Raw genomic sequence first — 21,788 nt, 5'->3', positions numbered from 1 at the left:
CCGCTGCTGCCACCGAAGGAGTCCGCGATGCTTAACGCATACCGGGTCCTGGATCTGAGCAACCGCACCGGCTGGCTCGCCGGTCGGTTGCTCGCCGATCTCGGGGCCGACGTGATCAAGGTTGAGGCGCGGGGGGCCACCCTCGACAGCCCGGACTGGCAGGCCTACAACGTCAACAAGCGGCTGTTGCGTCTCGATCTCGAAACGCCTGAAGGCCGGTTGGGCTTCGATCGGCTGATAGGCGGCATCGATATCCTGATCGAATCGGCAACGCCGGGCGAGCGCGCCCGGTGCTTGGATCCGACCCGGCTGCGCAACCTCAACCGACGACTGATCCACGTATCGGTCACGCCGTTCGGCTCGACCGGTCCGCGCTCCGACTGGCTCGCGTCTGACCTCGAGTTAATGGCCGCCGGCGGCGCGATGTCGCTTGCGGGCGAGCCCGACGATGCGCCCAAGCGCGTGACCGTGCCACAGTCGTACTGCTGGGCGGGGGCGCAGGCGGCCGTCGGCGCGCTGACCGCGCTCCTCCATCGCACTGCCTCAGGTGAGGGGCAGCACGTGGACGTATCGGCGCAGGCCGCGGTAATCCTTGCCCTGTCGCACGCGCCGGCCTTCTGGGACATGGAAGGCACCGTTCCGACACGCGCCGGAGCCTATGTCACCGGGCGCTCGATCAAGGGTGCACGTTATCGCGCGTTCTGGCCCTGTGCGGACGGCTATCTGAACTTCGTCCTCTACGGCGGCCCCGCAGGGCGCCGCACGAATGCGCAACTGATCGCGTGGATGCGCGAGCGCGGCGCCGAACTCGGGGATCTCGCGCAAATCGACTGGAAACGATTTGACCCGAGGCTTGCGACGCAGGAAGAGGTCGACGGGCTGGAGCGGCCGATCGCCGCATTCTTTCTCGGACTCACAAAGCGGGAATTCCTCGATCAGGCGAGTCGCCGCGAGATGCTCGGCTACCCGGTGTCGACGATGCATGACATTGCCGACGACCCGCAACTGGCGGCCCGGGAATTCTGGCACGACATGAAGACGCCGAACGGGGAGTCGCAGCGGCATTGCGGCAGTTTTGCGATTATCGACCAGCTACGTGCGCCGCTTCGCCATGAGGCGGGCGCGGAAATCGATCTCGGCGCATTGCTGGCCGAACTCGGCCTCGCCGCTGCCCGCCGAGCTGTCGATACGGCCGAGGAGGGGCAATTCGTATGAGCGCGATCTCTCAAGCCCTGTCGGGCGTGAAAGTGGCGGAATTCGGCGCGTATGCCGCGGGGCCACATATCGGCAAGATGCTCGCGACCTTCGGCGCAACGGTCGTGCACGTAGAATCCCGTCAGCGTCCCGACGGGTTCCGCAACGAGTACCCGCCGTACAAGGATGGCCGCCCCGGACCCGATCGGAGCGGATGCTTCGCGATCTTCAATGACTCTAAATTTGACGTTACGCTGGACCTCAAGACTCCCGCCGGAGTCGAGGTGGCGCAGCGACTGATCACGTGGGCCGACGTCGTCATCGAGAACATGCGCCCCGACGTCATGTCGCGCCTCGGCCTTGGCTACGAGACGGCACGCGAGCTGAATCCGGGCGTCGTCATGATCTCGAGCTGCAACATGGGGCAAACCGGTCCGCGCGCGCAGACGCCCGGCTTCGGCTCGCAGCTGTCGGCGCTTGCCGGCTTTTGCGGCTTGACCGGTGATCCCAACGGCCCACCGATGCTGCTGTACGGGCCGTATATTGACTTCATCGCTTCGACGCTCGGCGCCAGCGCGGTCCTCGCGGCACTCGACCGTCAGCGAAGGATAGGCCAAGGCGCGTGGATCGATCTGGCGCAGTACGAAAGCGGGCTGATGTTTGTCGCCGGCGCGCTGCTCGATTACCACACCAACGGCCGCGTGGCGGAACGGGCGAACAACACCGACCCCGGCGCAGCACCACATGACGCTTATCAGTGCGGCGGCGGCACCTGGCTCGCGCTTTCGTGCTGGTCCGACGAGGAGTTCGCGCGCCTCGCCGTGGCATTGATGCGCCCCGATTTGCCGGGCAATCCACGTTTCGCGACGCTGGCGGCGCGTAAGGCAAATATTGCGGAGCTCGATGCAATCATTTCATCGTATCTAGTCACGCAGGATGCCGATGAGGCTGCCGTTCGGCTCCAGGCAGCGCAGGTTCACGCCTATCCGGTCAACACGATTGCTGACCTGTTCCGGGATCCGCAACTCGCGTATCGCCGGATCTGGCGCCGTCGTCTGCACGGCGAAATCGGGGATGTCGCGTGTTATTTCTCGGCATTCGATCTTTCGGTCACGCCCGGCGATGTCATGGCTGCAGCGCCGTGCCTCGGCCAGGACAACGAACTCGTATTCCGGGAATTTCTCGCCATGACCGACGTCGAGTATGCGGAATATCAGATCGAAGGAGCGTTCCAGTGACGCTCTGCTCGTTGCGCGCCGATCACCACGTCCGCGGTCATGATTCCCGAAAGGGCCGAATCTCCAGCGCTCGCGCCTCACTTTCGCTGATCAAGCGTCGAGTCGAGATGAAAATTTCCCTAAGAACCTGTTCAAAGTCTTTTGAGCATGAGGCAGAGGAAGGCCAAGTGGATGAACTGCAGACTGGTGTTCAGGAGCCGCTCGCAGTTCTTCCACAGCCGCCGGTTCTTGTCCAACCAGGCAAAGCTGCGCTCGACGACCCAGCGCTTGGGGATCACCTTGAAGGTGTGCAGTTCGCTGCGCTTGGCGATCTGCACCGTCACGTGCTCGCCGAGGATCTCGCGCACGCCCTGCGCGAAGGGTCCTCCGACATAACCGCTATCGGCCAGCACGCTTTGCACCCGATCGAGCCCGGCTTTGCATCGACTCAGCGCCAGCAGCGCCCCTTTGCGGTCGGTCACCTCGGCCGTGCTCACCGCCACCGCGTGCGGCAGACCTCGGGTGTCGACGGCGATGTGGCGCTTGATCCCCGAGACCTTCTTACCGGCGTCATAGCCCTTGTTCGCCGCCGTGTCCGTGTTCTTCACGCTCTGCGCGTCCACGATCAACAGCGTGCTGCCTGCGTTGCGCCCCAGTCTCTCGCGGGCCTCGCCAACCTGATTTTTTTAGCGCCTGCTCGAGCAGACTGCCACCCTCGCGCAATTCGCTCCAGATGGCGAAGTACGAGTGCACGGTGCGCCACTTCGGAAAGTCGCTCGGCAAGGCGCGCCACTGACAGCCCGTACGCAACAGGTACAGCACCGCGCAGAACACATCGTACAGATCGACCTTGCGTGGCGCCGTCTTCCTGCGCGCACTCTCCAGCAGCGAGCGAATCTGCTCGAACTGCTCATGGCTGATATCACTCGGGTAGCACTGTCTCATCCCGCCAGTATCCGCTATCCCGCCGAGACTTTGAACAGGTTCTAAGGGATCGAGCGTCCGAGTGGTGGACGTTTACTTGGATCGGACGAGCCGCGCGTCCTTGTTGCAGGGAAACTGCAATGATAATCTGAACATAAGAAGCCGAACTGCTTGTAGGAAAACAAATTATAAGTCCTTGGCCAGGACCTCACTCCGACGTTGTTGGTAATCATTACTAAGGAGGAGACACCATGTTACGAAACATCGTTTGTGGACTTGCCATTGCATTCTTCAGCCTCGGTGCAGCGGCGGAATCCTACAAGATGACCCTTTCGGGGGCGAGCCCCAGCGGGTTGTGGACGATGATCGGCGTAGGTATAGACGGAGCCGTGAAAGACGCCTTTCCTGGATCGACGATCACTTATCAGACGTCGGGTGGAGGACTCGCTAATATTGCCCTCCTCGATCAGGGAAAAGTTGAATTGGGAATCGCGCACGACGCCGAACTGCATATTGCCACCCTCGGCGCCAAACCTTTCAGGAAACCTATCACCAATTTGCGTGCGATCGCGATGCTGTATGACTGGGCGCCAATGCAGATGGTCATCACGAAGGCATTTGCGGAGGAGCACGGGATCCGAACTTTTGACGATATTGCGGTGAAGAAACCGCCGATCAGGATTGCTTTCAACAAGCGGGGCAATATCACCGAATATGTCGCAGTCGAGATGTTCAGGGCGATCGGCGTGAGCCTGGACGATATCAAGAAATGGGGCGGCGATGTCATCTATGCCGCATCGGACGAACAGGGCGATCTGATGAAGGACAAGCGGATCGATATGTTCACAAACGGGGTATTCGTGCGAACAAGTTTCATCGTCCAGGCCGGCGACGCGGTCGACCTCGTTCTGCTCCCAGTGTCGGACAGCGTCATCAAAAAAATCTCCCAGGAGCTGAGTGTCGCCCCGTTTGTCGTGAAGGCGGGAAGCTATTCCTGGCAACCCACCGATGTCGCGACCCTTGCACTCAGCGCGATATTGGTAGTGAATGACAAGATGGACGACAAGGTCGCCCATGATCTGGCGGAAGCCTTGCACAAGCACATTGGAAAACTTCAGGGAGCGCATGGCAGCCTGAAAGCCATAACTCCAGAGTTCCTCACGAGCCAGAAAACTGTCCCCTACCACAAGGGGGCCGAAGCTTACTACCGTGAAGCTGGACTACTGAAATAGATATGACCAATCAGAGCGGCGGCGGATAAATTCCACCGCGCTCCGGTCCTTGTCGAGATGAATTGCGGCAAGGTCATTGATTGCTCTTGGGCGGACCCGAATAGGTCTGTCTGATCGTCCCTGCCTGCAGCTCCGGTTTATAGATCTCGCGCGTTCGTTCATCTTCGACGCGCGACCGGAGGTCCATTCTGCACGAATGGTCTGCAGACGCTCCTTGCATTGGGGAGAGCCGAGCATGTCCAGTATGAGCCTCGATTTCTTTAGCAAGTTTTTCACAACCGGTGCGCGCCGAGATCCCGCCAGCTGGGCCGGCAAACTTCTCAAACCCTTTGCTGCGCTGGTCGCGCTGGGCATCGTCTGGGTGACGACCATCCAGATTGTCCAGATCTATGCGATGACGATCGTATTCCTCGGTCTGATGCTGGCATTGGTCTTTCTGACAACCGGGGCGACCGCAGCCTCGAGCCGGGAGCGGGTTCCGCTATGCGACCTGCTATTCGCAGCGGCGAGCATGGGAATTTCCGCGTATTTCTGGTTTCACAACGAGCGCATCGTGACCCGGATCACGCTCCTCGACGAGCTGACTTTGTGGGACATTATTTGCGGAAGCGGGCTGCTGCTCATCACTCTCGAAGCGACACGACGCACGGTCGGCCCGGGGCTGACGACGATCGTGCTGGTGTTTCTTGGCTACAATCTGTGGGGCGACCGATTGCCCGGAGTGCTTGGCCACGGTTCGATCGACTACCTCCACTTTCTCGATATCCTCGCGTTCACGACCGACGGCATCTTTGGTGCGCCGATCAGAGTCGCTTTGACCTATGTCTTTCTGTTCGGCCTGTTCGGAACCTTTCTGTCGCGTACGGGAGGCGGCGATTTCTTCTTCGATGCCGCTTCCGCCGTGAGCGGCAAGAGCCCCGGCGGTCCCGCGAAAATCGCGGTGGTTTCGTCCGGACTCTACGGGACCATTTCCGGAAGCCCCACGGCTGACGTGGTCACGACCGGGTCGATCACTATTCCGATGATGAAAAAGCTCGGCTACTCGGGCGCCCTTGCCGGCGGAATCGAAGTTGCCGCATCCACGGGCGGCAGCATCCTGCCTCCTGTGATGGGTTCGGCTGCTTTCATCATGGCCGAGTTCACCGGTATCCGATATACGGATATCGCACTTGCAGGGATCCTGCCGGCATTCCTCTACTATTTCTGCGTCTATCTGCAGGTGCACCTCAACTCCCTCAAACTGGGAATCGCCGGTCTCGACAAAGTGCCAGCCTTCGGCGACACGATGCGACGAGGAGGGATGTTCCTGGTCCCGTTGATCGCTCTGGTGGTGGCGCTGCTGATTGGCTATTCCCCCAATTTCGTCGCCGCATTCGGCACCCTCGCAGTGATCGCGGTGGCCATGTACAAGCGCGAGACCCGTCTCAGTTTCAAGGGGTTCTATGAGATTCTCGCGGAAGCGACTCTGCGAGTTGTGCCGGTCGTGGCCGCCTGTGCCGCCGCGGGGCTGGTCGTCGGCGGGCTGTCGATGACCGGACTCGGCGCAAAGGTGACCGAACTCATCTTCCTCCTTGCCGGCACGGATCTGTTTTTGTCGCTGGTGGTCGCCGCAGTCATCACACTGGTGCTGGGCATGGGGATGCCGACCCCCAGCGTGTACATCCTCGCCGCGGTGCTGGTCGCGCCGGCGCTCACGAAGCTCGGCGTTTCGCTGATCGCTGCGCATCTGTTTCTTGTCTATTACGCTAGCCTGTCGGCGATGACACCGCCGATCGCCGTTGCCGCGTTTGCCGCTGCCCCGATCGCGCTCGCCAACCCTCTTGCCGTCGGCCTGGCGGCGGTGAGAATGGCGATGATCGCGTTCGTGGTTCCGTTTGCCTTCGTGTATAACAACGGCATTCTGCTCTCGGGAGCGCCGCTGCAGATTGCATTTGCCTGTCTGGCGGTGATCCTTGCCGTCGCCTGCCTGTGTCTGGCGGCCGAAGGTTTCTGGAAACGGCCGCTCGGCATTGTGCAGCGCTTGTGTTTCCTGGTCGCGGGACTCGGCCTGTTGACTCCCTCGCCTCAGGTGCAGGTAGCTGGGGGAATTGCCGCAGTATTCGGAGCATGGATGGCGATACGTGTCAGTTCAGGGGTGGACGACCGTCACGGAACATCGACGCCTTGACGGACGAAACTCAGCAGCAGAGGAGGGAGCGTGATTGATTGCTGAAGAGCAGGTACTCAAGGATCCTGTAACCCTGATGGTTACGCGGGTGCCGAAACTTGGGCGGGAGACGGAGTGGGAAGTCCTCATCGGTGGAGGCGTTCGGGCGGCGCGCCAATTCCCGGGAAACTTGGGTGCCACTATCCTCAAACCCACCGGGACCGGGGAACGTGCATACCGAATCATCATGAGTTTCGATAGCTTCGCAAGCCTGCGGCGATGGGAGGACTCGGCGCAACGGCTGGAACTGGTGAGGCAACTCGAATCAGTGGAGAGCGCACCGGTGCTGATCGAGCAGGCCGTCGGTTTGGAAACATGGTTTCAGTTGCCGGCAAACGCCGGCTCGCCCCAGCCGATGATTCCACCGCCCCGCCACAAGATGATGATCGCCAGCGGACTGGGCGTGTATCTGACGATCACGCCCCTGCTGATGATCTTGCGACCCGTGCTCGAAGGGCTGCCGGTGTATATGGCTACGATGGTGCTGATTCCGATCGCGGTGGTCCTGCTGACGTACGTTGTGATGCCGGTTATCACGAAATTGCTGCGCCGCTGGCTGCGAGGGGAGTGAAGGGATGTGTGCCCCCTGAAGGCCAGGGAAGGCAGGTATAAATCGTCGATTCGAATTTCGCAACACGGGAGAAATGCGATGCACCTGGCCAGCAGCTGTTTTCAGGAAAATGGAAGAATTCCTGAGAACCTGTTCAAAGTCTATTGAGCAAAAGGGCCAGGAATGCGAGGTGGATGAACTGCAAGCTGGTGTTGAGCAGCCGCTCGCACTTCTCCCATAGTCGCCTGTTTTTTTCCAGCCAGGCAAAGCTGCGCTCGACGATCCAGCGCTTGGGCATCACCTTGAACGCGGTGGTTCGCGGCGCTTGGCGATCTGCACCGTCACGCCCTGCGCGAAGGGCTGGCCCCTATAGCCGCTGTCGCACAGCACGCGTTGCACCCGCTCGAGCCCAGGCTTGCAACGACGCAGCCGCCTGCAGCCCCCCCTTGCGGTCCGTCACCTCAGCCGTGCTCACCGCCCTCGCATACGGCAAGCCTTGGGTGTCGACCGCAATGTGGCGCTCGATCCCTGACACCTTCTTGCCCGCGTCATAGCCCTTCTGGACCGCCGTATCCGTGTTCTTCACGCTTTGCGCGTCCACGATCACGACCGTGCTGCAGGCGTTGCGCTCCAGTCTCTGCCGGGCTGCGCCAACCTGATTTTTTAAAGCCTGCTCCAGCAGGCTCCCACCCTCGCGCGGCTCGCTCCAGATGGCAAAGTACGCGTGCACCGGGCGCCATTTGGGAAACCCGTCGGGCAGCATGCGCCCCTGGCAGCCACTCCTGAGCAGATACAACACCGCGCAGAACACTTCGTACAGGTCCACGCGCCTCGGACAGGTCTTCCTGCGCGCACTCTCCAGCAGCGGACGGATGATCTCGAACTGTTCGCGGCTGATGGCGCTCGGATAGCTCTTCCTCATCCCTCAACGTTCTCATTACTCCAGAGACTTTGAACAGGTTCTTAGGCGCCTGGCTCCCTGAGTCGGCCACGACGACACTGGCCCCGGCCGCCGCCCATGACGTCATCGCCCGGCGCCCGACCCGAGATACCCAAGACGGATTTAGTGTCAAAGCGTCAACCTGAGCCATAAAAAACCCGTCTGGATCTCCCTATCCGCCGGCTTCATAACGTCGAGAGCAGCGCCATGGCTGCTGCAAAGACAGCCAGGGCGCCCGCGATCATGTTCATGATCGCGATCCGCTGGCTGGCCCGCACTGAGCCGGCGAGCCGCCCGACGGCCGCCTCCACCTCGCAGCGTGCCGATTCGGCGGCCGCTTTCGTGCCCTCCTGCATCCCTTTCATCATGGTTTCCTTACTCGCTGTCAGCGCCGCGTTCAACGTCCGTTCCGCCTTGCTCTTGGCGTCCTCGCCCCACCGCTGTGCGATGGATTCCAGTTCTTCCTTGAAGCGGTCCAGCGTTTCCTGCTGAGCGACCGCGCTGTCCTGCATCAGTCGCTCATTGATCGTTTGCAGGACCAGGATCGGATCATCGCGGCCAACGGCGATGCCGTGTTTCGCCGCGATCTCCTTGATGATGGACTCGATCTTGTCCGACATCACAGCACCGCCGTATTCTCGAGCTGGGCGAAGAGCTGGCCTTTCACGATCTTGAGCCGCTGCCGCGTCATGATCGTGAGAGAGCTCATCGCCAAGGCCTCATCGAAGGTAAGGCGAGCTTGGAGCATTTCCGTAAAGTCCCTGCCGTAAGTTTCTTCCTTGAGCGGCGGAATCTGGATGATGGCCGACACGCGGGCCTTGTTCGTGGTGTACGCCTTCATCTGCTCGAACCCCTTGCCCTCGTGCTCGATGGCGCCCCAATAGGAGTTCAGCCAGGCGACGAACAGGCATTCGGCGGGGAATTGGCCGGCCAGCTGGGCAAAACCGCTCACTGTATCTTGGAGAGCCTGCCCACCCGTAATGACGGTGTGCACCACAAGCTCATGTCCCATGTTCCGGAGTAGCGCCGGCACTTGGTTGCTGATGAGGTAGTGCGAGAGCGGCACGAACGAGCTGGCACCGTTGTCGATGATGACGTCGACCTCGGCCGTGGCGATCTGCTCGACCAGGGTATCGAAGTTCCTGGTGTTGATCTCATCGCCGTCCATGATGTTGAGGCGCCGCACGTCGAGGGCCTTGTATCCCTCGAACGTCGCGTTGACCGGATCGGTGTCAATGCAGATCGGCTTTTGTCCCTTCCCTGCCTTGTACTGCGCAATAACAGCCGCGATCATCGATTTGCCGACGCCGCCTTTCCCTTGCAGAACCATGTGGATCTTGGCCATTAGAACAAGTCCTCTTTCTTCGGTGTTGCGGTGAATGTGAAGCCCCCCACGGAGGGCGGCGGGGTCTTTCGGGGTTCGCTTTGCGCCTGGTCTGGCCGCGTTGTGGCCGCCAGAGCTTGTGGCTTGCTCTGCTCCTGCGGTAGCTGCTGCTCGACCCGGTGTTCGGCTCGAGGCTTGGTCCGGATGTGCCGCTTCACGTGCAGCGTGAAAGTCTCATAGCGATACTCGATGCGCTTCGTTTCGTGCAGGTGCTCCCAGATGGTTTTCATCGAGTAGCCTGCATCGAGCGCCGCCTTCACGTCGCCCTTCACGGCCAAGAACGCAACGATGTTTTTGTCCTGGCGCAGCCTTTGTGTCGTGCGTTTGCTCACCCACCCGGCAAGTTCTTCGGTGTAGCTCTTCGCCATCGTGCTCGTTCCATAGGTCCCGTCGCTTCAATTCTTGCGCTACGCCGCGTGTAACAAGACCGCGAAAAGGTGCAACTACATCGGGTCCATATCCTTACGACACAGGGATTATGGGAGCGTTCACTAAATTTCGCTATATCCATTAAAATATTTACACTTGTTTTGCGCCTCGCTGCGGATAAATCAAAAGTGATGGCGTAGACTTTCCCTGGGGTAATGAACGCCGAAAGGCGGGCAGGATGGGCGAAGTTAGCTAACCAGCGGAGCCGGTTATCTACCTTCGCTAACCCTTATTCGCGCCGGGGGCGCTCAACGGGCATCCTGCTCTGCGAGGTTGGGCCGGCTACCGCCGACATGACAAGCGAGCCTTGGACGATGGGGAAAACCGCAAGGCCAATCGCCGGGAAACGCAAGCACCACCTACGGGTGCCTGTGTTCCCGGAAGAGAAGAAGCTGATCGAAGCTCAGGCCCAGCGGGCCGGGATGAGCGTCGCCCGCTTTCTGCGCGAAGTCGGGCAGGGCTACCGCATCGGTGGTGTGGTCGATTACGAGCAGGTGCGCGAACTCGCGCGGATCAACGGCGACCTTGGCCGCCTCGGCGGGCTGCTGAAGCTTTGGCTCACCAACGACGAGCGCACCGCCCAGTTTGGCGAGGCGACTATTCGCGCGGTCCTGTCCCGAATCGAGGCGACACAGGACGAGATGGGGCAGGTCATGATGGCCGTTGTCATGCCGAGGGCCGAACGATGATCCTTTTAGCGGCTAAAACGCCGGAGGCTCGCGCGTGATCGCAAAGCACGTCCCAATGAGGTCCCTTGCCAAGAGCGACTTCGCCGAGTTGGTGGAGTACATCACCGACGAGCAAGGCAAAACGGAACGCCTCGGGCCGGTCACCGCTACCCACTGCGCGGCCGCCACCCTGCAGGCGGTCATCGGGGAAGTGCTTGCTACGCAGCGGCAGAACACCCGTGGGGCCGGCGACAAGACCTATCACCTGCTGGTCAGCTTTCGGCCCGGTGAGCACCCGAGCGCCGATACGTTGAAAGTGATTGAGGAACGTATCTGTGCCGGCCTCGGTTACGGCGAGCACCAGCGTGTCAGCGCGGTACACCATGACACCGACAATCTTCATCTTCACATCGCCATCAACAAGATCCACCCGGAGCGGCACACGATGCATGAGCCGTTCCAGTCCTATCGCACGCTCGCGGAACTGTGCGCCGTACTCGAGCGGGATTGCGGGCTGGAGCGGGACAACCACCAATCGCGGCGGTCCGTGGCCGAGGGGCGCGCAGCGGACATGGAGCGTCATGCGGGGGTCGAAAGCCTCGTCGGCTGGGTACGGCGGGAATCCTTGGAGGAAATGCGCGGGGCGCAATCTTGGACCGAATTGCACCAAGTCATGAGGAAAAACGGGCTTGAGCTGCGCGAGCGCGGCAATGGCTTGGTTGTGGAGGCGGCAGACGGCACGCGGGTCAAAGCCAGCACTATCGCCCGCGAGCTTTCCAAGCCCGGTCTTGAGGCGCGGCTTGGTCCCTTCGAGCCGTCGCCGGATCGGCTGGCGGAACCGAAGATGCGGCGGCAATACGAAAAGCCCCCCATCGGCCTGCGCGTCAATACGGTCGAGCTCTATGCCCGGTACAAGGCCGAGCAGCAGACCCTCACAGCGGCACGCGCCGATTCCCTGGCGAAAGCCCGGCGCCGCAAGGATCGTGCTGTCGACGGTGCGAAGCGGGCCAACCGGCTCAGGCGCGCGACTATCACGGTTGTCGATAGCAAGGGCGTTGGCAAGAAAGCGCTCTATTCGCAGGCCAGTACCGCCCTGCGCGATCAACTGGCCGAGATCCATAAGGAGTATGCGAAAGAGCGGGAAAAGCTCTCCCAAGGCTTCAAGCGGCGGGCCTGGGCGGACTGGTTGAAGCAGGAGGCCCTACAGGGCAATGCGGACGCGCTGGCTGCCCTGCGGGGTCGTGAGGCGGCCCAGGGCCTCAAGGGCAACACGATCGCCGGACAGGGTGCAACGAAGTCCGAGCGCGCCCACGTTCAGGACAACATCACCAAGAAGGGCACGATCATCTTCCGCATCGGCCAGTCGGCTGTGCGCGACGATGGTGACAAGCTTCAGGTCTCCCGCGATGCCACGCGCGAAGGCGTGCAAGCCGCCCTGCGCCTGGCGATGGAGCGGTATGGCAGTCAGATTACCGTCAACGGCACCCCCGCGTTCAAGGCTCAAATCATCAGGGCTGCCGTCGATTCCCAGCTACCTATCACGTTTGCGGATCCCGCTTTGGAACTGCGGCGGCAACAGCTTTTGAGCAAGGAGAAAGCACATGAGCGAGCAGCACGAACCGAGCGAGGACGAACTGATCGACGCCGCCTTGGCGGCGCTGGATCAAGCGCCGCTGCCGACGACAACCGTGCCCGGACCGGCGCCGGAGCCGGCCGAGGAGGCAGCGACGGCAGAGGCGGGGCCGGCATGGACGCCCCCGCCCATGTCGGCCGCAAGCCCAACGTTGGACGCATTGGGCGAGTCCCGCCGCCCCAAAGCCAGCACCGTTTGCGAGGAATGTCCGAACTCAGTGTGGTTCGCATCGTCGGCGGAGGTGAAGTGCTATTGCCGCGTGATGTTCCTCGTCACGTGGAGCAGCAACGAGCCCAATCAGATCACGCATTGCGACGGGACGCTGTTGGGGTAGGACGACTGAAACCCGCGCAACAGGCTGCAGCGGACGAATACCTCGCCGAGCGCGAAGATAAGCCCCTAAAATATTTCGATATACCGAAAAATAGTTTATATAATAAGAATGCCCGTGGTTTTTCATTTGCTGGTCTTCGTCATGTCGAAGGTCGGACGCTGGCTCTTCTCAGGCGAGACGATGCTGACGCTGTCATGGTTCTGCCCATCGACCAAGCCACGGCCCGGCGCTTGTCCCGTGTAGCGGTCGGCGATCCTGTCACCGTCACGCCTCGGGGTTCGATCCAAACGTCGAAGGGAAGGAGTCGATGAAGATCAAGATGGACAATGCGGTCGGGCCTCAAGTCCGCACCAAGAAAGGCGCGGGCGGCAAGTTGTTGCCCGTGCTCGGGGCGGTGTCGCTTGGGGCCGGATTGCAGTCTGCTACCCAGTTTTTCGCCCATATCTTCGATTACCAGGCGAACCTTGGCGGCCATTTCAACCACGTCTATGCGCCGTGGTCGATCCTCGAGTGGTCATCGAAGTGGTATTCCCACTATCCGAACGAAATCATGCAGGCGGGCAGTGTGGGCATGATGATTTCCACAGTGGGGCTGCTGGGCGTGGCGGTGGCGAAAGTCGTGTCCTCGAACTCGTCGAAGGCGAACGAGTACCTGCATGGCTCCGCGCGCTGGGCCGGGAAGAAAGACATTCAGGCTGCCGGGCTGCTGCCCCGGCCTCGCCGTCTCTTGGATGTTGTCACGGGCAAGGACACCGCCCCGTCCACGGGCGTCTATGTCGGGGGCTGGGAGGACAAGGACGGCAATTTTCATTATCTGCGCCATAACGGCCCGGAGCACATCTTGACCTATGCCCCTACCCGCTCGGGCAAAGGTGTCGGCTTGGTTGTTCCGACGTTGTTGTCATGGGGTGACAGCGCCGTTGTCACCGACCTGAAAGGCGAGCTGTGGGCAATGACTGCCGGGTGGAGGAAGAAGCACGCCAAGAACAACGTGCTGCGGTTTGAGCCGGCTACTGCGAACGGTAGCGTGTGCTGGAATCCGCTGGACGAAATCCGGATGGGTACTGAACACGAGGTTGGCGATGTTCAGAACCTGGTGACCCTGATTGTCGACCCGGACGGGAAGGGCCTGGGTTCGCATTGGCAGAAAACGGCGTTTGCACTCTTGGTCGGCGTGATTCTGCACGCGCTCTACAAGGCGAAGGACGACGACACGACGGCCACGCTCCCATCGGTTGATGCGATGCTGGCCGATCCGAACCGCGACGTCGGCGAGCTTTGGATGGAGATGGCGACCTATGGGCACGTCGCCGGGCAGAACCACCATGCCATTGGTTCCGCCGCCCGCGACATGATGGATCGGCCGGAGGAAGAAGCGGGATCGGTGCTGTCCACGGCCAAGTCCTTCCTGGCCCTGTACCGCGATCCAGTCGTGGCCCGCAACGTGAGTCGCTCCGAATTCTGCATCCGCGACCTGATGCATTCAGATGACCCCGTAACGCTCTATATCGTCACGCACCCCAATGACAAGGATCGGCTGCGGCCCCTGGTCCGCGTCATGGTGAACATGATTGTCCGTCTGCTCGCGGACAAGATGGACTTCGACAACGGGCGGCTGGTGGCGCATTACAAGCACCGGCTCCTCATGATGCTCGATGAGTTTCCCAGCCTTGGGAAGTTGCAGATCCTGCAAGAGTCACTGGCCTTCGTGGCGGGCTACGGCATCAAGTGCTACCTGATCTGCCAGGACATCAACCAACTCAAGAGCCGTGAAACGGGGTACGGACCAGATGAAACCATCACCTCCAACTGCCATGTGCAGAACGCCTATCCCCCGAACCGTGTGGAGACTGCCGAACACCTGTCTCGGCTGACCGGACAGACCACCGTAGTCAAGGAGCAGATCACGACCAGCGGCCGCCGCACGGCGGCGATGCTCGGGCAGGTTTCCCGCACGTTCCAAGAAGTGCAGCGCCCCTTGCTGACACCGGATGAGTGCTTGCGGATGCCTGGTCCTCGGAAGAACGCAGACGGCAACATCGAAGAGCCTGGCGACATGGTGGTGTACGTGGCCGGCTATCCCGCGATTTATGGCAAGCAGCCGCTTTACTTCAAAGATCCGATTTTCCTGGCGCGCGCTGCGGTGCCCGCGCCCAAGGACAGTGATCGCCTGGTCCAGTTCGCGGAAGCAGGGGAGCGGATCACGATATGAAGCAGCTCTTCAAGAAGATCAGTGTCGGGGTGGCCTTGGCAGGCGCGGCGGGGCTCACCGGCGCCGCCCTCGCGTATTCGGTCGGCGCACGCATCAATACCACCAGGAGCATTCCGGTCGGCCTGTACTGGACGAGCCCAAGCCTAGCGGTGGAGAAGGGGGCTTATGTCCTCTTCTGCCCACCGCACCTCCAAGTCTTCAACGAGGCACGGGAACGCGGCTACATCGGCGCCGGCTTCTGCGCCGGCGGTTACGGCTATCTGATGAAGCGCGTTTTAGCCGCTAAAGGCGATGACGTTGCCGTATCCGCCGATGGCGTGCGCGTAAACGGCGTGCTGCTGCCTTTCAGTGCTCCCAAAGCTGTCGATGCCGGCGGCCGACCGCTGCCACGGTTCCATGCCACCCGCTACATCCTCGGCGCCGCCGAACTGCTGCTCATGTCCGACATGAGTGGCACATCGTTCGATGGCCGCTACTTCGGCCCCATCAATCGTTCCCAGATCGTGACAGTCGTTTCCCCGGTCATCACCTGGTAAGGGAGGAAAGAACGATGCGATTGTTCATCGCTGAAAAGCCATCCGTCGCAAAGGCCATCGCAAGCGAGCTGGGCCAGAGCGGGAAGGGCGACGGCTTCATCGAGTGCGGCACCGATACTGTGACCTGGTGCTTCGGACACATGCTCGAACAGGCGGAGCCCGACGAGTACACCCCCGACGACGTTCCCCGCAACGCCCGCGGCAAGAAAATCTGGCGGGTCGACGAGCTACCCATCATTCCGACCGACTGGATGCTCAAGGCGAAGGACGATGCCAAGCAGCAGCTCGCCGTGATCGGCAAACTGCTCAAGGAGGCGGCGGAAATCGTCAACGCCGCCGACCCCGACCGCGAGGGTCAATTGCTGGTCGATGAGGTCCTGGAGCACTTTCGCTGCAACAAGCCCGCGCGGCGATTTTGGGTGTCCGCGCAGGATTCCGTTTCCGTGAAGCGTGGCCTTGCCGCCCTCAAGGACAACGGCACCTATCACGGCTGGGCCGATGCCGCGCGGGCACGGCAGCGGGCCGACTGGCTGATCGGCATGAATCTCAGTCGCGCCTATACCCTGCGCGCACAGCGCGGTGGTTCGCGGGGTCTGCTCACGGTCGGCCGTGTGCAGACCCCGACGCTCACGCTCGTTGTCGCGCGAGACAGGGAAATCGAGGCGTTCAAGCCGATCCCGTATCACACCATCCGCGCAGCGATTCAGCATTCGGGCGGTGCCTTCCTCGCCTCTTGGCGAGCGAAGGTCGATCAGGCGGGTCTCGATGCCGAGGGGCGCCTTGTCGATACCGCCGTGGCGGACGCGCTGGTGGCAAAGGTCACCGGCAAACCCGGCACCGTCGCCGAATACACGCAGGAGGCCAAGAAGCAGAACCAGCCGCTCGCGTTTGCCCTGTCCGACATCACATTGCTTGCGTCCAACAAGTTCGGGTACAGCGCCGAGGACGTGCTGAACGCCTGCCAGACGCTCTATGAAACCCACAAGCTGACTTCCTATCCCCGTACCGATTGCGCCTACCTGCCCGAGTCGCAGCATGCCGATTCGCCCCGCGTTCTTAAGGCGATTCAGCACGTGAACCCGGAGCTGGCCGGCCTGGTGGCCGGTGCCGATCCGCGCTTGAAGTCCAAGACGTGGAACGACTCGAAGATCACGGCGCATCACGGGATCATCCCGACTATGCACAACGGCAGCAAGGCGGGCCTGATCGAGAGGGAGCGCAACATTTATGACCTGATCGTGCGGGCGTACCTGGCGCAGTTCTACTGCGTCCATGAGTACATGAGCACCACGGTTGTCGTGGAGGTCGAGGATGAAACCTTCGTTGCGACCGGCAAGGTTGTTACGCGCAACGGCTGGCGCGACGTCTACCAGGAAGTCGACGAGCAGGACACGGAGAAGGACGCGGACGAAGGCGGGAATCAACGCCTTCCGGCTATGCAGAAGGGCGATGGCGTGACCTGCAAGCAGGCCACCCGGAAGGACGCCAAGACGAAGCCACCGGCCCGCTTCACCGAGGGCACGCTGCTCCGTGCGATGGAGAACATCCATAAGGTTGTGCCCGAGCCGGAGCACAAGAAGATGCTGCGCGAGGAGGACGGTATCGGCACTTCCGCCACCCGCGCATCCATCATTTCCGAGCTGAAACGCCGCGGGTTCCTGGAAACCAAGGGCAAGCAGATTATCGGCACGACATTGGGGCGCAGCATGATCGACGCCCTGCCCGAAGTCGTGAAGAGCCCCGTGCTGACCGCCCTTTACGAACGCATGTTGAAAGGCATCGAGCAGGGCACGGCCGAGTTGGCCGCCTTCATTGCCAAGCAAGAGACGTTCATCCGTGACCAGGTGACGAAGGCCAACGATGGCGCCGTCGCCATTGCCGGCGGCCGTGAAGCCTTGCCGATTTCCACTCTCTACAAGTGCATGGCGTGCGGGCAGGGGCTGATTCGCCGGCCGACGAAGAAGGCCGACGTCTTCTGGTGGGCGTGCAGCAACTTCCCGACTTGCAAGCAGAGCTATCCCGAGAGCAAGAACCCGAAGCTCAAGGGCCGACCCGACTACAGCACCGGCCGCAACAACACTCACGAACAGGAGCAATGACCATGACCGAGCAGATCACCCATCCTGAAGCCGCGATCCTCGATGACGTGACGAATGCGACGGATGCGATCCGCGAGAAGTTGATCGACGCCCAGACGCCCGGTTACCAGGCCGAGTTCGATCCGGATGAGGCCGAGCGCGTGGGCGCCTTCGCGGAAGACGCCTTGAGCGAACAAGACGCGCTCGACAGCGATGTCGATCTGGTGGACGCGACCGTTCCGACCGAGCGGCAGGAGGGTTAAGGCCATGGCAGAGGCCAAGAAACCGTTCCATAAAACGGTCGCGGAGAACCTGATTGAACAGCTCAAGGCGGGCACGGCGCCGTGGCAACGGCCTTGGGAGCCTGGAGAGCCTGGCGGCTTCCTGCCGGTCAATCCAACGACTGGCAAGCGGTACAAGGGCATCAACGCGATCTATCTGATGAGCCAGGGGCGCACGGATAACCGCTGGATGACCTACAAGCAGGCGACGGCGGCCGGCGCCCAGGTCCGCAAGGGTGAGAAGGGCACCCCCGTTCAATACTGGAAGTTCAGCGAAGAGCAGGAGAAGCGGGACGAGCACGGCAAGCCCGTCCTGGATGGCGACGGCAAGCCGGTCAAGCAAACCGTGATGCTGGAGCGGCCACGCGTGTTCTTCGCCTCCGTGTTCAATGCGGAACAGATCGAGGGTCTTCCGCCCATCGAGCGCAAGGAACAGACTTGGGATGCTGTCGAGCGGGCCGAGCACATCGTGAAAGCCTCGGGTGCCGTCATCCGCCACGGCGAGAACAATCGCGCCTTCTATCGGCCGGCGACCGACAGCATCCACCTTCCTGACAGGGGCCAATTCCCGACCGCCGACAACTACTATGCGACGGCGCTGCACGAGCTCGGGCACTGGACCGGGCACGAGTCCCGGCTTGACCGCGACCTGGTGCACCCGTTCGGCAGCGAGGGGTACGCCAAGGAAGAACTGCGGGCGGAAATCGCGTCGATGATCATCGGCGACGAACTGGGCATTGGCCACGATCCCGGACAGCACGTCGCGTATGTCGCTTCGTGGATCAAGGCCCTGGAGGATGACTCGCTGGAGATCTTCCGGGCGGCGGCCGAGGCCGAGAAGATCAAAAACTATGTGATGGCCTTCGAGCAGAAGCAGGTACAGGAGCAGGGCCAGGCACAGGAGCAGGAAGCGCAGCCGCAGCCGACCGTAGCCGAGCTGACCGTCACCCAGCACGAGGCCATGAAACTTGCAGACCAAGCTTTCCAAGCCGAGCTTGTGCGTGTCTATGGCGAGAAGGATGCCAGCGAGCGGCGCTATCCGCTTCACCATGCCGATCCTGCCGTGCGGGAGGCCAAGGAGACGTACACGATTGCCGCATCTCAGTGGCGCGAAGCGATGACCCTAGCCAGGCAAACCGTGGCCGAGCGTGACGAGGCGCAGCAGGCCATTCCGACACAGGAGGTCAGTATGCAAGCCGGACCCGATGACGCTACCGACCGGGCCGCGAAGGCGGTGAAGGCCGAAGCTTGGATGCTGGGACACTTGGAGCGCGGCACCTTGCCCGGTGTCCTCGATACCGCGCGGCTGGAGCAGATCGACAAGGCCCTCGATCTACTCGATCAGATTCAGCCCCTCAGTACCCAAAACGAGTTCTGGACGCGGCATGAGCTGCCCGAAGCCGTTGAGGCCTTGGAGGCGAAGATCCAGGCGGCCATCGAGCCGCTGGAACAGCTCCGGGAGGAGGCGAAGGTTGCCGAGGCGCGGAAGGTCGGCGATGTGGCGGCGTTCGATGCAGCGGCCAATGAAGCCTTCGAGGCGACCTTGCCGCACGACTGGAACGGCAACGTCCAGGTGCAGGCCAGCGCCGAGTACCAGGTCGACGGGGAAACCCACGTCGCGGCGGCCGCGGATCTTGGCGTGGAACCGCAGTTCTGGAGCGTGTACGCCCAGCGCGAAGATGGGCGCTATGAGTTCGTGCACGACTTCGAGAACGCCCAGCAGGCCGAGCATCTGGCGTCCCGTTTGGCCGTGGTTGCCGCCAATTCGACCGATAACGAGCATGAGCACAGCGCGATCCTTGCCCGCGCTCATGAGGACCGCGTTCGCCGTGATCCCGCCAGCACGGACGAGGACATTTCAGCGGCTAAAGAGGCGCGAAAGTCGGCGGAAATGAATGTCATGCTCAACGACGCTGACATGCAGAAGCGCATTGCCGAGTTGGAAGAGCAGCAGAAGCAGACGGCGGATCGCTCCGCCCCGGACGAACGGACCTACCTTAATGTCCCATACAAGGAGAAGGACGACGCCAAGGCCCTCGGGGCGCGCTGGGACCGCAAGGAACAGTCTTGGTATGTCCCGCCGGGCGCCGATGCGACCCCCTTCGCCAAATGGGCGCAAGGCACCGCCCAAGAGCCCGCCCTGGCCCGCACAGCCGACATGCCGGCCCTAGACTACGGCGCCGGTCAGAAGGCCGCCCAGGAGCGCGTCTATCTGGCCGTTCCGTATGGCGAGCGCAGCGCGGCGAAGGCCGCCGGCGCAGCTTGGGACAAGGTCGCGAAGTCCTGGTATGCCGGACCGAAGGCCGACATGGAGAAGCTGCAACGCTGGTTGCCCGACAACGTGCCGGCGCAGCAAGCCGCGGCGATGAACCCGCGTGAAGAGTTCGCCGATGCCTTGCGTTCGATGGGCTGCAACGTGACCGACGAGCACCCCATCATGGACGGCAAGAAACACCGGATCGGCGTCGAGGGCGACAAGAAGGGCGAACACGCTGGTTTCTACGTCGGCCACCTGGACGGCCACCCGGCCGGCTATATCAAGAACAACCGCACCGGCATCGAGATGAAATGGAAGTCGAAAGGCTATTCCCTCGATCCCCAGGAGAAGGCGAAGTTGGCGGCCGAGGCCGCGAGCAAGCTGGCGGCACGTGCCGAAGAGCAAGACCGCCTGCATGAAGCGAGCGCCCAGCGCGTCGGCAAGCAAATGGCCGACTTGGCACCGGTTGCCGAGCTGACACCGTACATGCGCGACAAGGGCATCCAAGCCCATGCCGGCGCGTTTACCGACAAGGAAGGGCAGAAGACCTACATTCCGGCTTTCGACATCGATGGCAAGCAGTGGACGATGCAGTACATCCAGGAGGACGGCACCAAACGCTTCGCGAAGGACAGCAAAAAGGAAGGCTGCTTCCATCCTGTCGGCGGCATGGACGCGCTAGCCACGGCCCCGGCGCTTGTCATTTCAGAGGGCTACGCGACGGCGGCCACCAACGCCGAGGCGCTGGGTTTCGCCACCGTCGCCGCATTCGACTCCGGGAACCTGCCCGCCGTGGCCCACGCTCTGCACGAGAAGTTCCCCGACAAGCCGGTCATCATCTTGGGCGACGACGACCGGCAATTGGAGCTGACGCAGGGCGTCAATTCTGGCCGCGTGAAGGCCCAGGAGGCCGCGAAAGCCGTGGGCGGGAAAGCTATCTTCCCGATCTTCGCGCCGGGCGAGAACGCCTATCCGGCTAACCTGGAACCCGTTACCCCGCAGACTTACCGGGAGCACCTGCGAGCCACGAAAGCCCTGGAAGACGCGCAGCAGGACCCCGAGGGGGCGACGCTCACCGAGCAGCAGACGGCGGAGCTGAAACGCGCCCAGCTCAATGACAAACAACTGGCGGCTCTCGATCAGATGAAGGGGCGCACCGACTTCAACGACTTGGCTACAAAGAGCGAGCTGGGTCGAGAAGGAGTTGAACGCCAGCTAAAGGCAGAGGTCGGCCGCGTGATCCGCGAGATCGAAAAGAAGCGCGAGCACACCCAGGGACAGGAGAAGAAACAGATCCAGGAACAGCAGCCGAGGCGCGCGGCACGGATCGCGTGATCTAATTGTAGCTCCCCCACCCTAAACCGCCTCACCCCGGGGCGGTTTTTTCGCTTGGCACGGCCAGGTTCACGGCTTCCAACCAGTCTGAAGAGGCCGAAATAGCCACCATTGCGCACCGAGTCATAGACGCCCTGCCAGCCCACCAGCAGCTAATCCTTGGATGTCTGATCGTTCCGGCTCGCGCCCAAGTTGTGCGAGCCGGGCAGCGCCTGATATTGCTGCTTCCTCGAATCGCGAAGGCCGAGGGCGCGAGGAGCTAGATACCCCGCCTCTTGCAGTAGGAGTTAGCGGCCATCACTTCGCGACGCACGGTGCTGGTCTTGAGCATCACCGCAGCCGTAGCCGGTTACAACGTCTGGGCAACTTCACGGAGCG

General features: G+C 61.9%; 16 protein-coding genes and 1 pseudogene. 12 read left to right on the top strand and 5 right to left on the bottom strand.

Features of this window, described 5'->3' with window-relative positions; all coding sequences use genetic code 11:
* Positions 1–27: 27 nt before the first annotated feature.
* Together EBN1_RS22145 and EBN1_RS22140 are read left to right on the top strand one after the other, a co-directional pair.
* A complete protein-coding gene (locus EBN1_RS22145; protein WP_011255034.1) occupies positions 28–1,215 on the top strand; it encodes a CoA transferase in 1,188 nt (395 codons plus the stop codon).
* Positions 1,212–2,432, top strand: a complete 1,221-nt coding sequence (locus EBN1_RS22140) for a CaiB/BaiF CoA transferase family protein (RefSeq protein WP_011255035.1) — start codon at positions 1,212–1,214, stop codon at positions 2,430–2,432. Before EBN1_RS22145 ends, EBN1_RS22140 begins: the two co-directional genes overlap by 4 nt.
* 131 nt (positions 2,433–2,563) lie before the next feature.
* Here EBN1_RS22140 and EBN1_RS22135 read toward each other — a convergent pair.
* Positions 2,564–3,356, bottom strand: a protein-coding gene (locus EBN1_RS22135; protein WP_173361297.1) for an IS5 family transposase whose coding sequence is annotated in 2 segments (ribosomal slippage) — positions 2,564–3,098 and positions 3,097–3,356 — 795 coding nt in all. Because the reading frame shifts where the segments join, the coding sequence is not laid out codon by codon here.
* Between the two features lie 230 nt (positions 3,357–3,586).
* On the opposite strand from EBN1_RS22135, the gene EBN1_RS22130 reads away from it, so the two are divergent.
* The 3 genes from EBN1_RS22130 to EBN1_RS22120 all read left to right on the top strand — a co-directional run bounded on the left by EBN1_RS22130 (position 3,587) and on the right by EBN1_RS22120 (position 7,344).
* The gene (locus EBN1_RS22130; RefSeq protein WP_011255037.1) at positions 3,587–4,567 is read left to right on the top strand and encodes a TAXI family TRAP transporter solute-binding subunit; all 981 of its coding nucleotides are present in this window, start codon (positions 3,587–3,589) and stop codon (positions 4,565–4,567) included.
* Between the two features lie 235 nt (positions 4,568–4,802).
* A complete protein-coding gene (locus EBN1_RS22125; RefSeq protein WP_241762892.1) occupies positions 4,803–6,734 on the top strand; it encodes a TRAP transporter permease in 1,932 nt (643 codons plus the stop codon).
* 34 nt (positions 6,735–6,768) lie between these two features.
* Positions 6,769–7,344, top strand: coding sequence for a putative antibiotic biosynthesis monooxygenase (locus EBN1_RS22120; RefSeq protein ID WP_011255039.1), 576 nt, complete (start codon positions 6,769–6,771; stop codon positions 7,342–7,344).
* Between the two features lie 133 nt (positions 7,345–7,477).
* Here the strand turns inward: EBN1_RS22120 and EBN1_RS22115 are convergent.
* From EBN1_RS22115 to EBN1_RS22100, 4 genes and pseudogenes are all read right to left on the bottom strand, one after another.
* Positions 7,478–8,245, bottom strand: a pseudogene (locus tag EBN1_RS22115) (IS5-like element ISAzo36 family transposase).
* Positions 8,246–8,448: 203 nt separating this feature from the next.
* On the bottom strand, positions 8,449–8,883 hold the full coding sequence (locus EBN1_RS22110; protein ID WP_011255041.1) for a conjugal transfer protein TraM: 435 nt from the start codon (positions 8,881–8,883) through the stop codon (positions 8,449–8,451).
* Complete coding sequence (locus EBN1_RS22105; protein WP_011255042.1) at positions 8,883–9,608, bottom strand: nucleotide-binding protein; 726 nt, start codon at positions 9,606–9,608, stop codon at positions 8,883–8,885. Before EBN1_RS22105 ends, EBN1_RS22110 begins: the two co-directional genes overlap by 1 nt.
* Positions 9,608–10,015 (bottom strand): TraK family protein, encoded by a 408-nt coding sequence (locus tag EBN1_RS22100; protein WP_011255043.1) that lies wholly within the window; start codon positions 10,013–10,015, stop codon positions 9,608–9,610. The genes EBN1_RS22105 and EBN1_RS22100 overlap by 1 nt, the downstream gene beginning before the upstream one ends.
* Positions 10,016–10,390: 375 nt before the next feature.
* Here EBN1_RS22100 and traJ point away from each other — a divergent pair, with 375 nt between their 5' ends.
* Genes traJ through EBN1_RS22065 form a run of 7 tightly spaced genes read left to right on the top strand, consistent with a single transcriptional unit; the run spans position 10,391 to position 21,410 of the window.
* Positions 10,391–10,765 (top strand): conjugal transfer transcriptional regulator TraJ, encoded by a 375-nt coding sequence (gene traJ / locus EBN1_RS22095; RefSeq protein ID WP_011255044.1) that lies wholly within the window; start codon positions 10,391–10,393, stop codon positions 10,763–10,765.
* Positions 10,766–10,799: 34 nt separating this feature from the next.
* Positions 10,800–13,022, top strand: coding sequence for a TraI/MobA(P) family conjugative relaxase (gene traI / locus EBN1_RS22090; protein WP_011255046.1), 2,223 nt, complete (start codon positions 10,800–10,802; stop codon positions 13,020–13,022).
* Positions 13,019–14,923, top strand: a complete 1,905-nt coding sequence (locus tag EBN1_RS22085) for a type IV secretory system conjugative DNA transfer family protein (protein ID WP_011255047.1) — start codon at positions 13,019–13,021, stop codon at positions 14,921–14,923. The genes traI and EBN1_RS22085 overlap by 4 nt, the downstream gene beginning before the upstream one ends.
* Positions 14,920–15,459, top strand: a complete 540-nt coding sequence (gene traF / locus EBN1_RS22080) for a conjugative transfer signal peptidase TraF (protein ID WP_011255048.1) — start codon at positions 14,920–14,922, stop codon at positions 15,457–15,459. The genes EBN1_RS22085 and traF overlap by 4 nt, the downstream gene beginning before the upstream one ends.
* 14 nt (positions 15,460–15,473) lie before the next feature.
* Positions 15,474–17,558: a DNA topoisomerase 3 gene (locus EBN1_RS22075; RefSeq protein ID WP_011255049.1), complete on the top strand. Its 2,085-nt coding sequence runs from the start codon at positions 15,474–15,476 to the stop codon at positions 17,556–17,558.
* Positions 17,559–17,560: 2 nt separating this feature from the next.
* Positions 17,561–17,800: a hypothetical protein gene (locus EBN1_RS22070; RefSeq protein ID WP_041647976.1), complete on the top strand. Its 240-nt coding sequence runs from the start codon at positions 17,561–17,563 to the stop codon at positions 17,798–17,800.
* Positions 17,801–17,804: 4 nt separating this feature from the next.
* Entirely contained in the window at positions 17,805–21,410 is a 3,606-nt protein-coding gene (locus tag EBN1_RS22065; protein ID WP_011255051.1) for a zincin-like metallopeptidase domain-containing protein, read from the top strand.
* The last annotated feature ends 378 nt before the right edge of the window (positions 21,411–21,788 follow it).

This window comes from Aromatoleum aromaticum EbN1 (genome assembly GCF_000025965.1).
GTDB lineage: Bacteria > Pseudomonadota > Gammaproteobacteria > Burkholderiales > Rhodocyclaceae > Aromatoleum > Aromatoleum aromaticum.
The sequence above is the reverse complement of the archived record's forward strand: the minus strand, read 5'-3'. Positions and strand labels throughout refer to the sequence as shown.

Bases quoted from the DNA above. Each gene is read 5' to 3' on its own strand.
- EBN1_RS22145 (WP_011255034.1), top strand. From the start codon at position 28: ATGCTTAACGCATACCGGGTCCTGGATCTGAGCAACCGCACCGGCTGG.
- EBN1_RS22140 (WP_011255035.1), top strand. From the start codon at position 1,212: ATGAGCGCGATCTCTCAAGCCCTGTCGGGCGTGAAAGTGGCGGAATTC.
- EBN1_RS22130 (WP_011255037.1), top strand. From the start codon at position 3,587: ATGTTACGAAACATCGTTTGTGGACTTGCCATTGCATTCTTCAGCCTC.
- EBN1_RS22125 (WP_241762892.1), top strand. From the start codon at position 4,803: ATGTCCAGTATGAGCCTCGATTTCTTTAGCAAGTTTTTCACAACCGGT.
- EBN1_RS22110 (WP_011255041.1), bottom strand. From the start codon at position 8,883: ATGTCGGACAAGATCGAGTCCATCATCAAGGAGATCGCGGCGAAACAC.
- EBN1_RS22105 (WP_011255042.1), bottom strand. From the start codon at position 9,608: ATGGCCAAGATCCACATGGTTCTGCAAGGGAAAGGCGGCGTCGGCAAA.
- EBN1_RS22100 (WP_011255043.1), bottom strand. From the start codon at position 10,015: ATGGCGAAGAGCTACACCGAAGAACTTGCCGGGTGGGTGAGCAAACGC.
- traJ (WP_011255044.1), top strand. From the start codon at position 10,391: ATGGGGAAAACCGCAAGGCCAATCGCCGGGAAACGCAAGCACCACCTA.
- EBN1_RS22085 (WP_011255047.1), top strand. From the start codon at position 13,019: ATGAAGATCAAGATGGACAATGCGGTCGGGCCTCAAGTCCGCACCAAG.
- traF (WP_011255048.1), top strand. From the start codon at position 14,920: ATGAAGCAGCTCTTCAAGAAGATCAGTGTCGGGGTGGCCTTGGCAGGC.
- EBN1_RS22075 (WP_011255049.1), top strand. From the start codon at position 15,474: ATGCGATTGTTCATCGCTGAAAAGCCATCCGTCGCAAAGGCCATCGCA.
- EBN1_RS22070 (WP_041647976.1), top strand. From the start codon at position 17,561: ATGACCGAGCAGATCACCCATCCTGAAGCCGCGATCCTCGATGACGTG.
- EBN1_RS22065 (WP_011255051.1), top strand. From the start codon at position 17,805: ATGGCAGAGGCCAAGAAACCGTTCCATAAAACGGTCGCGGAGAACCTG.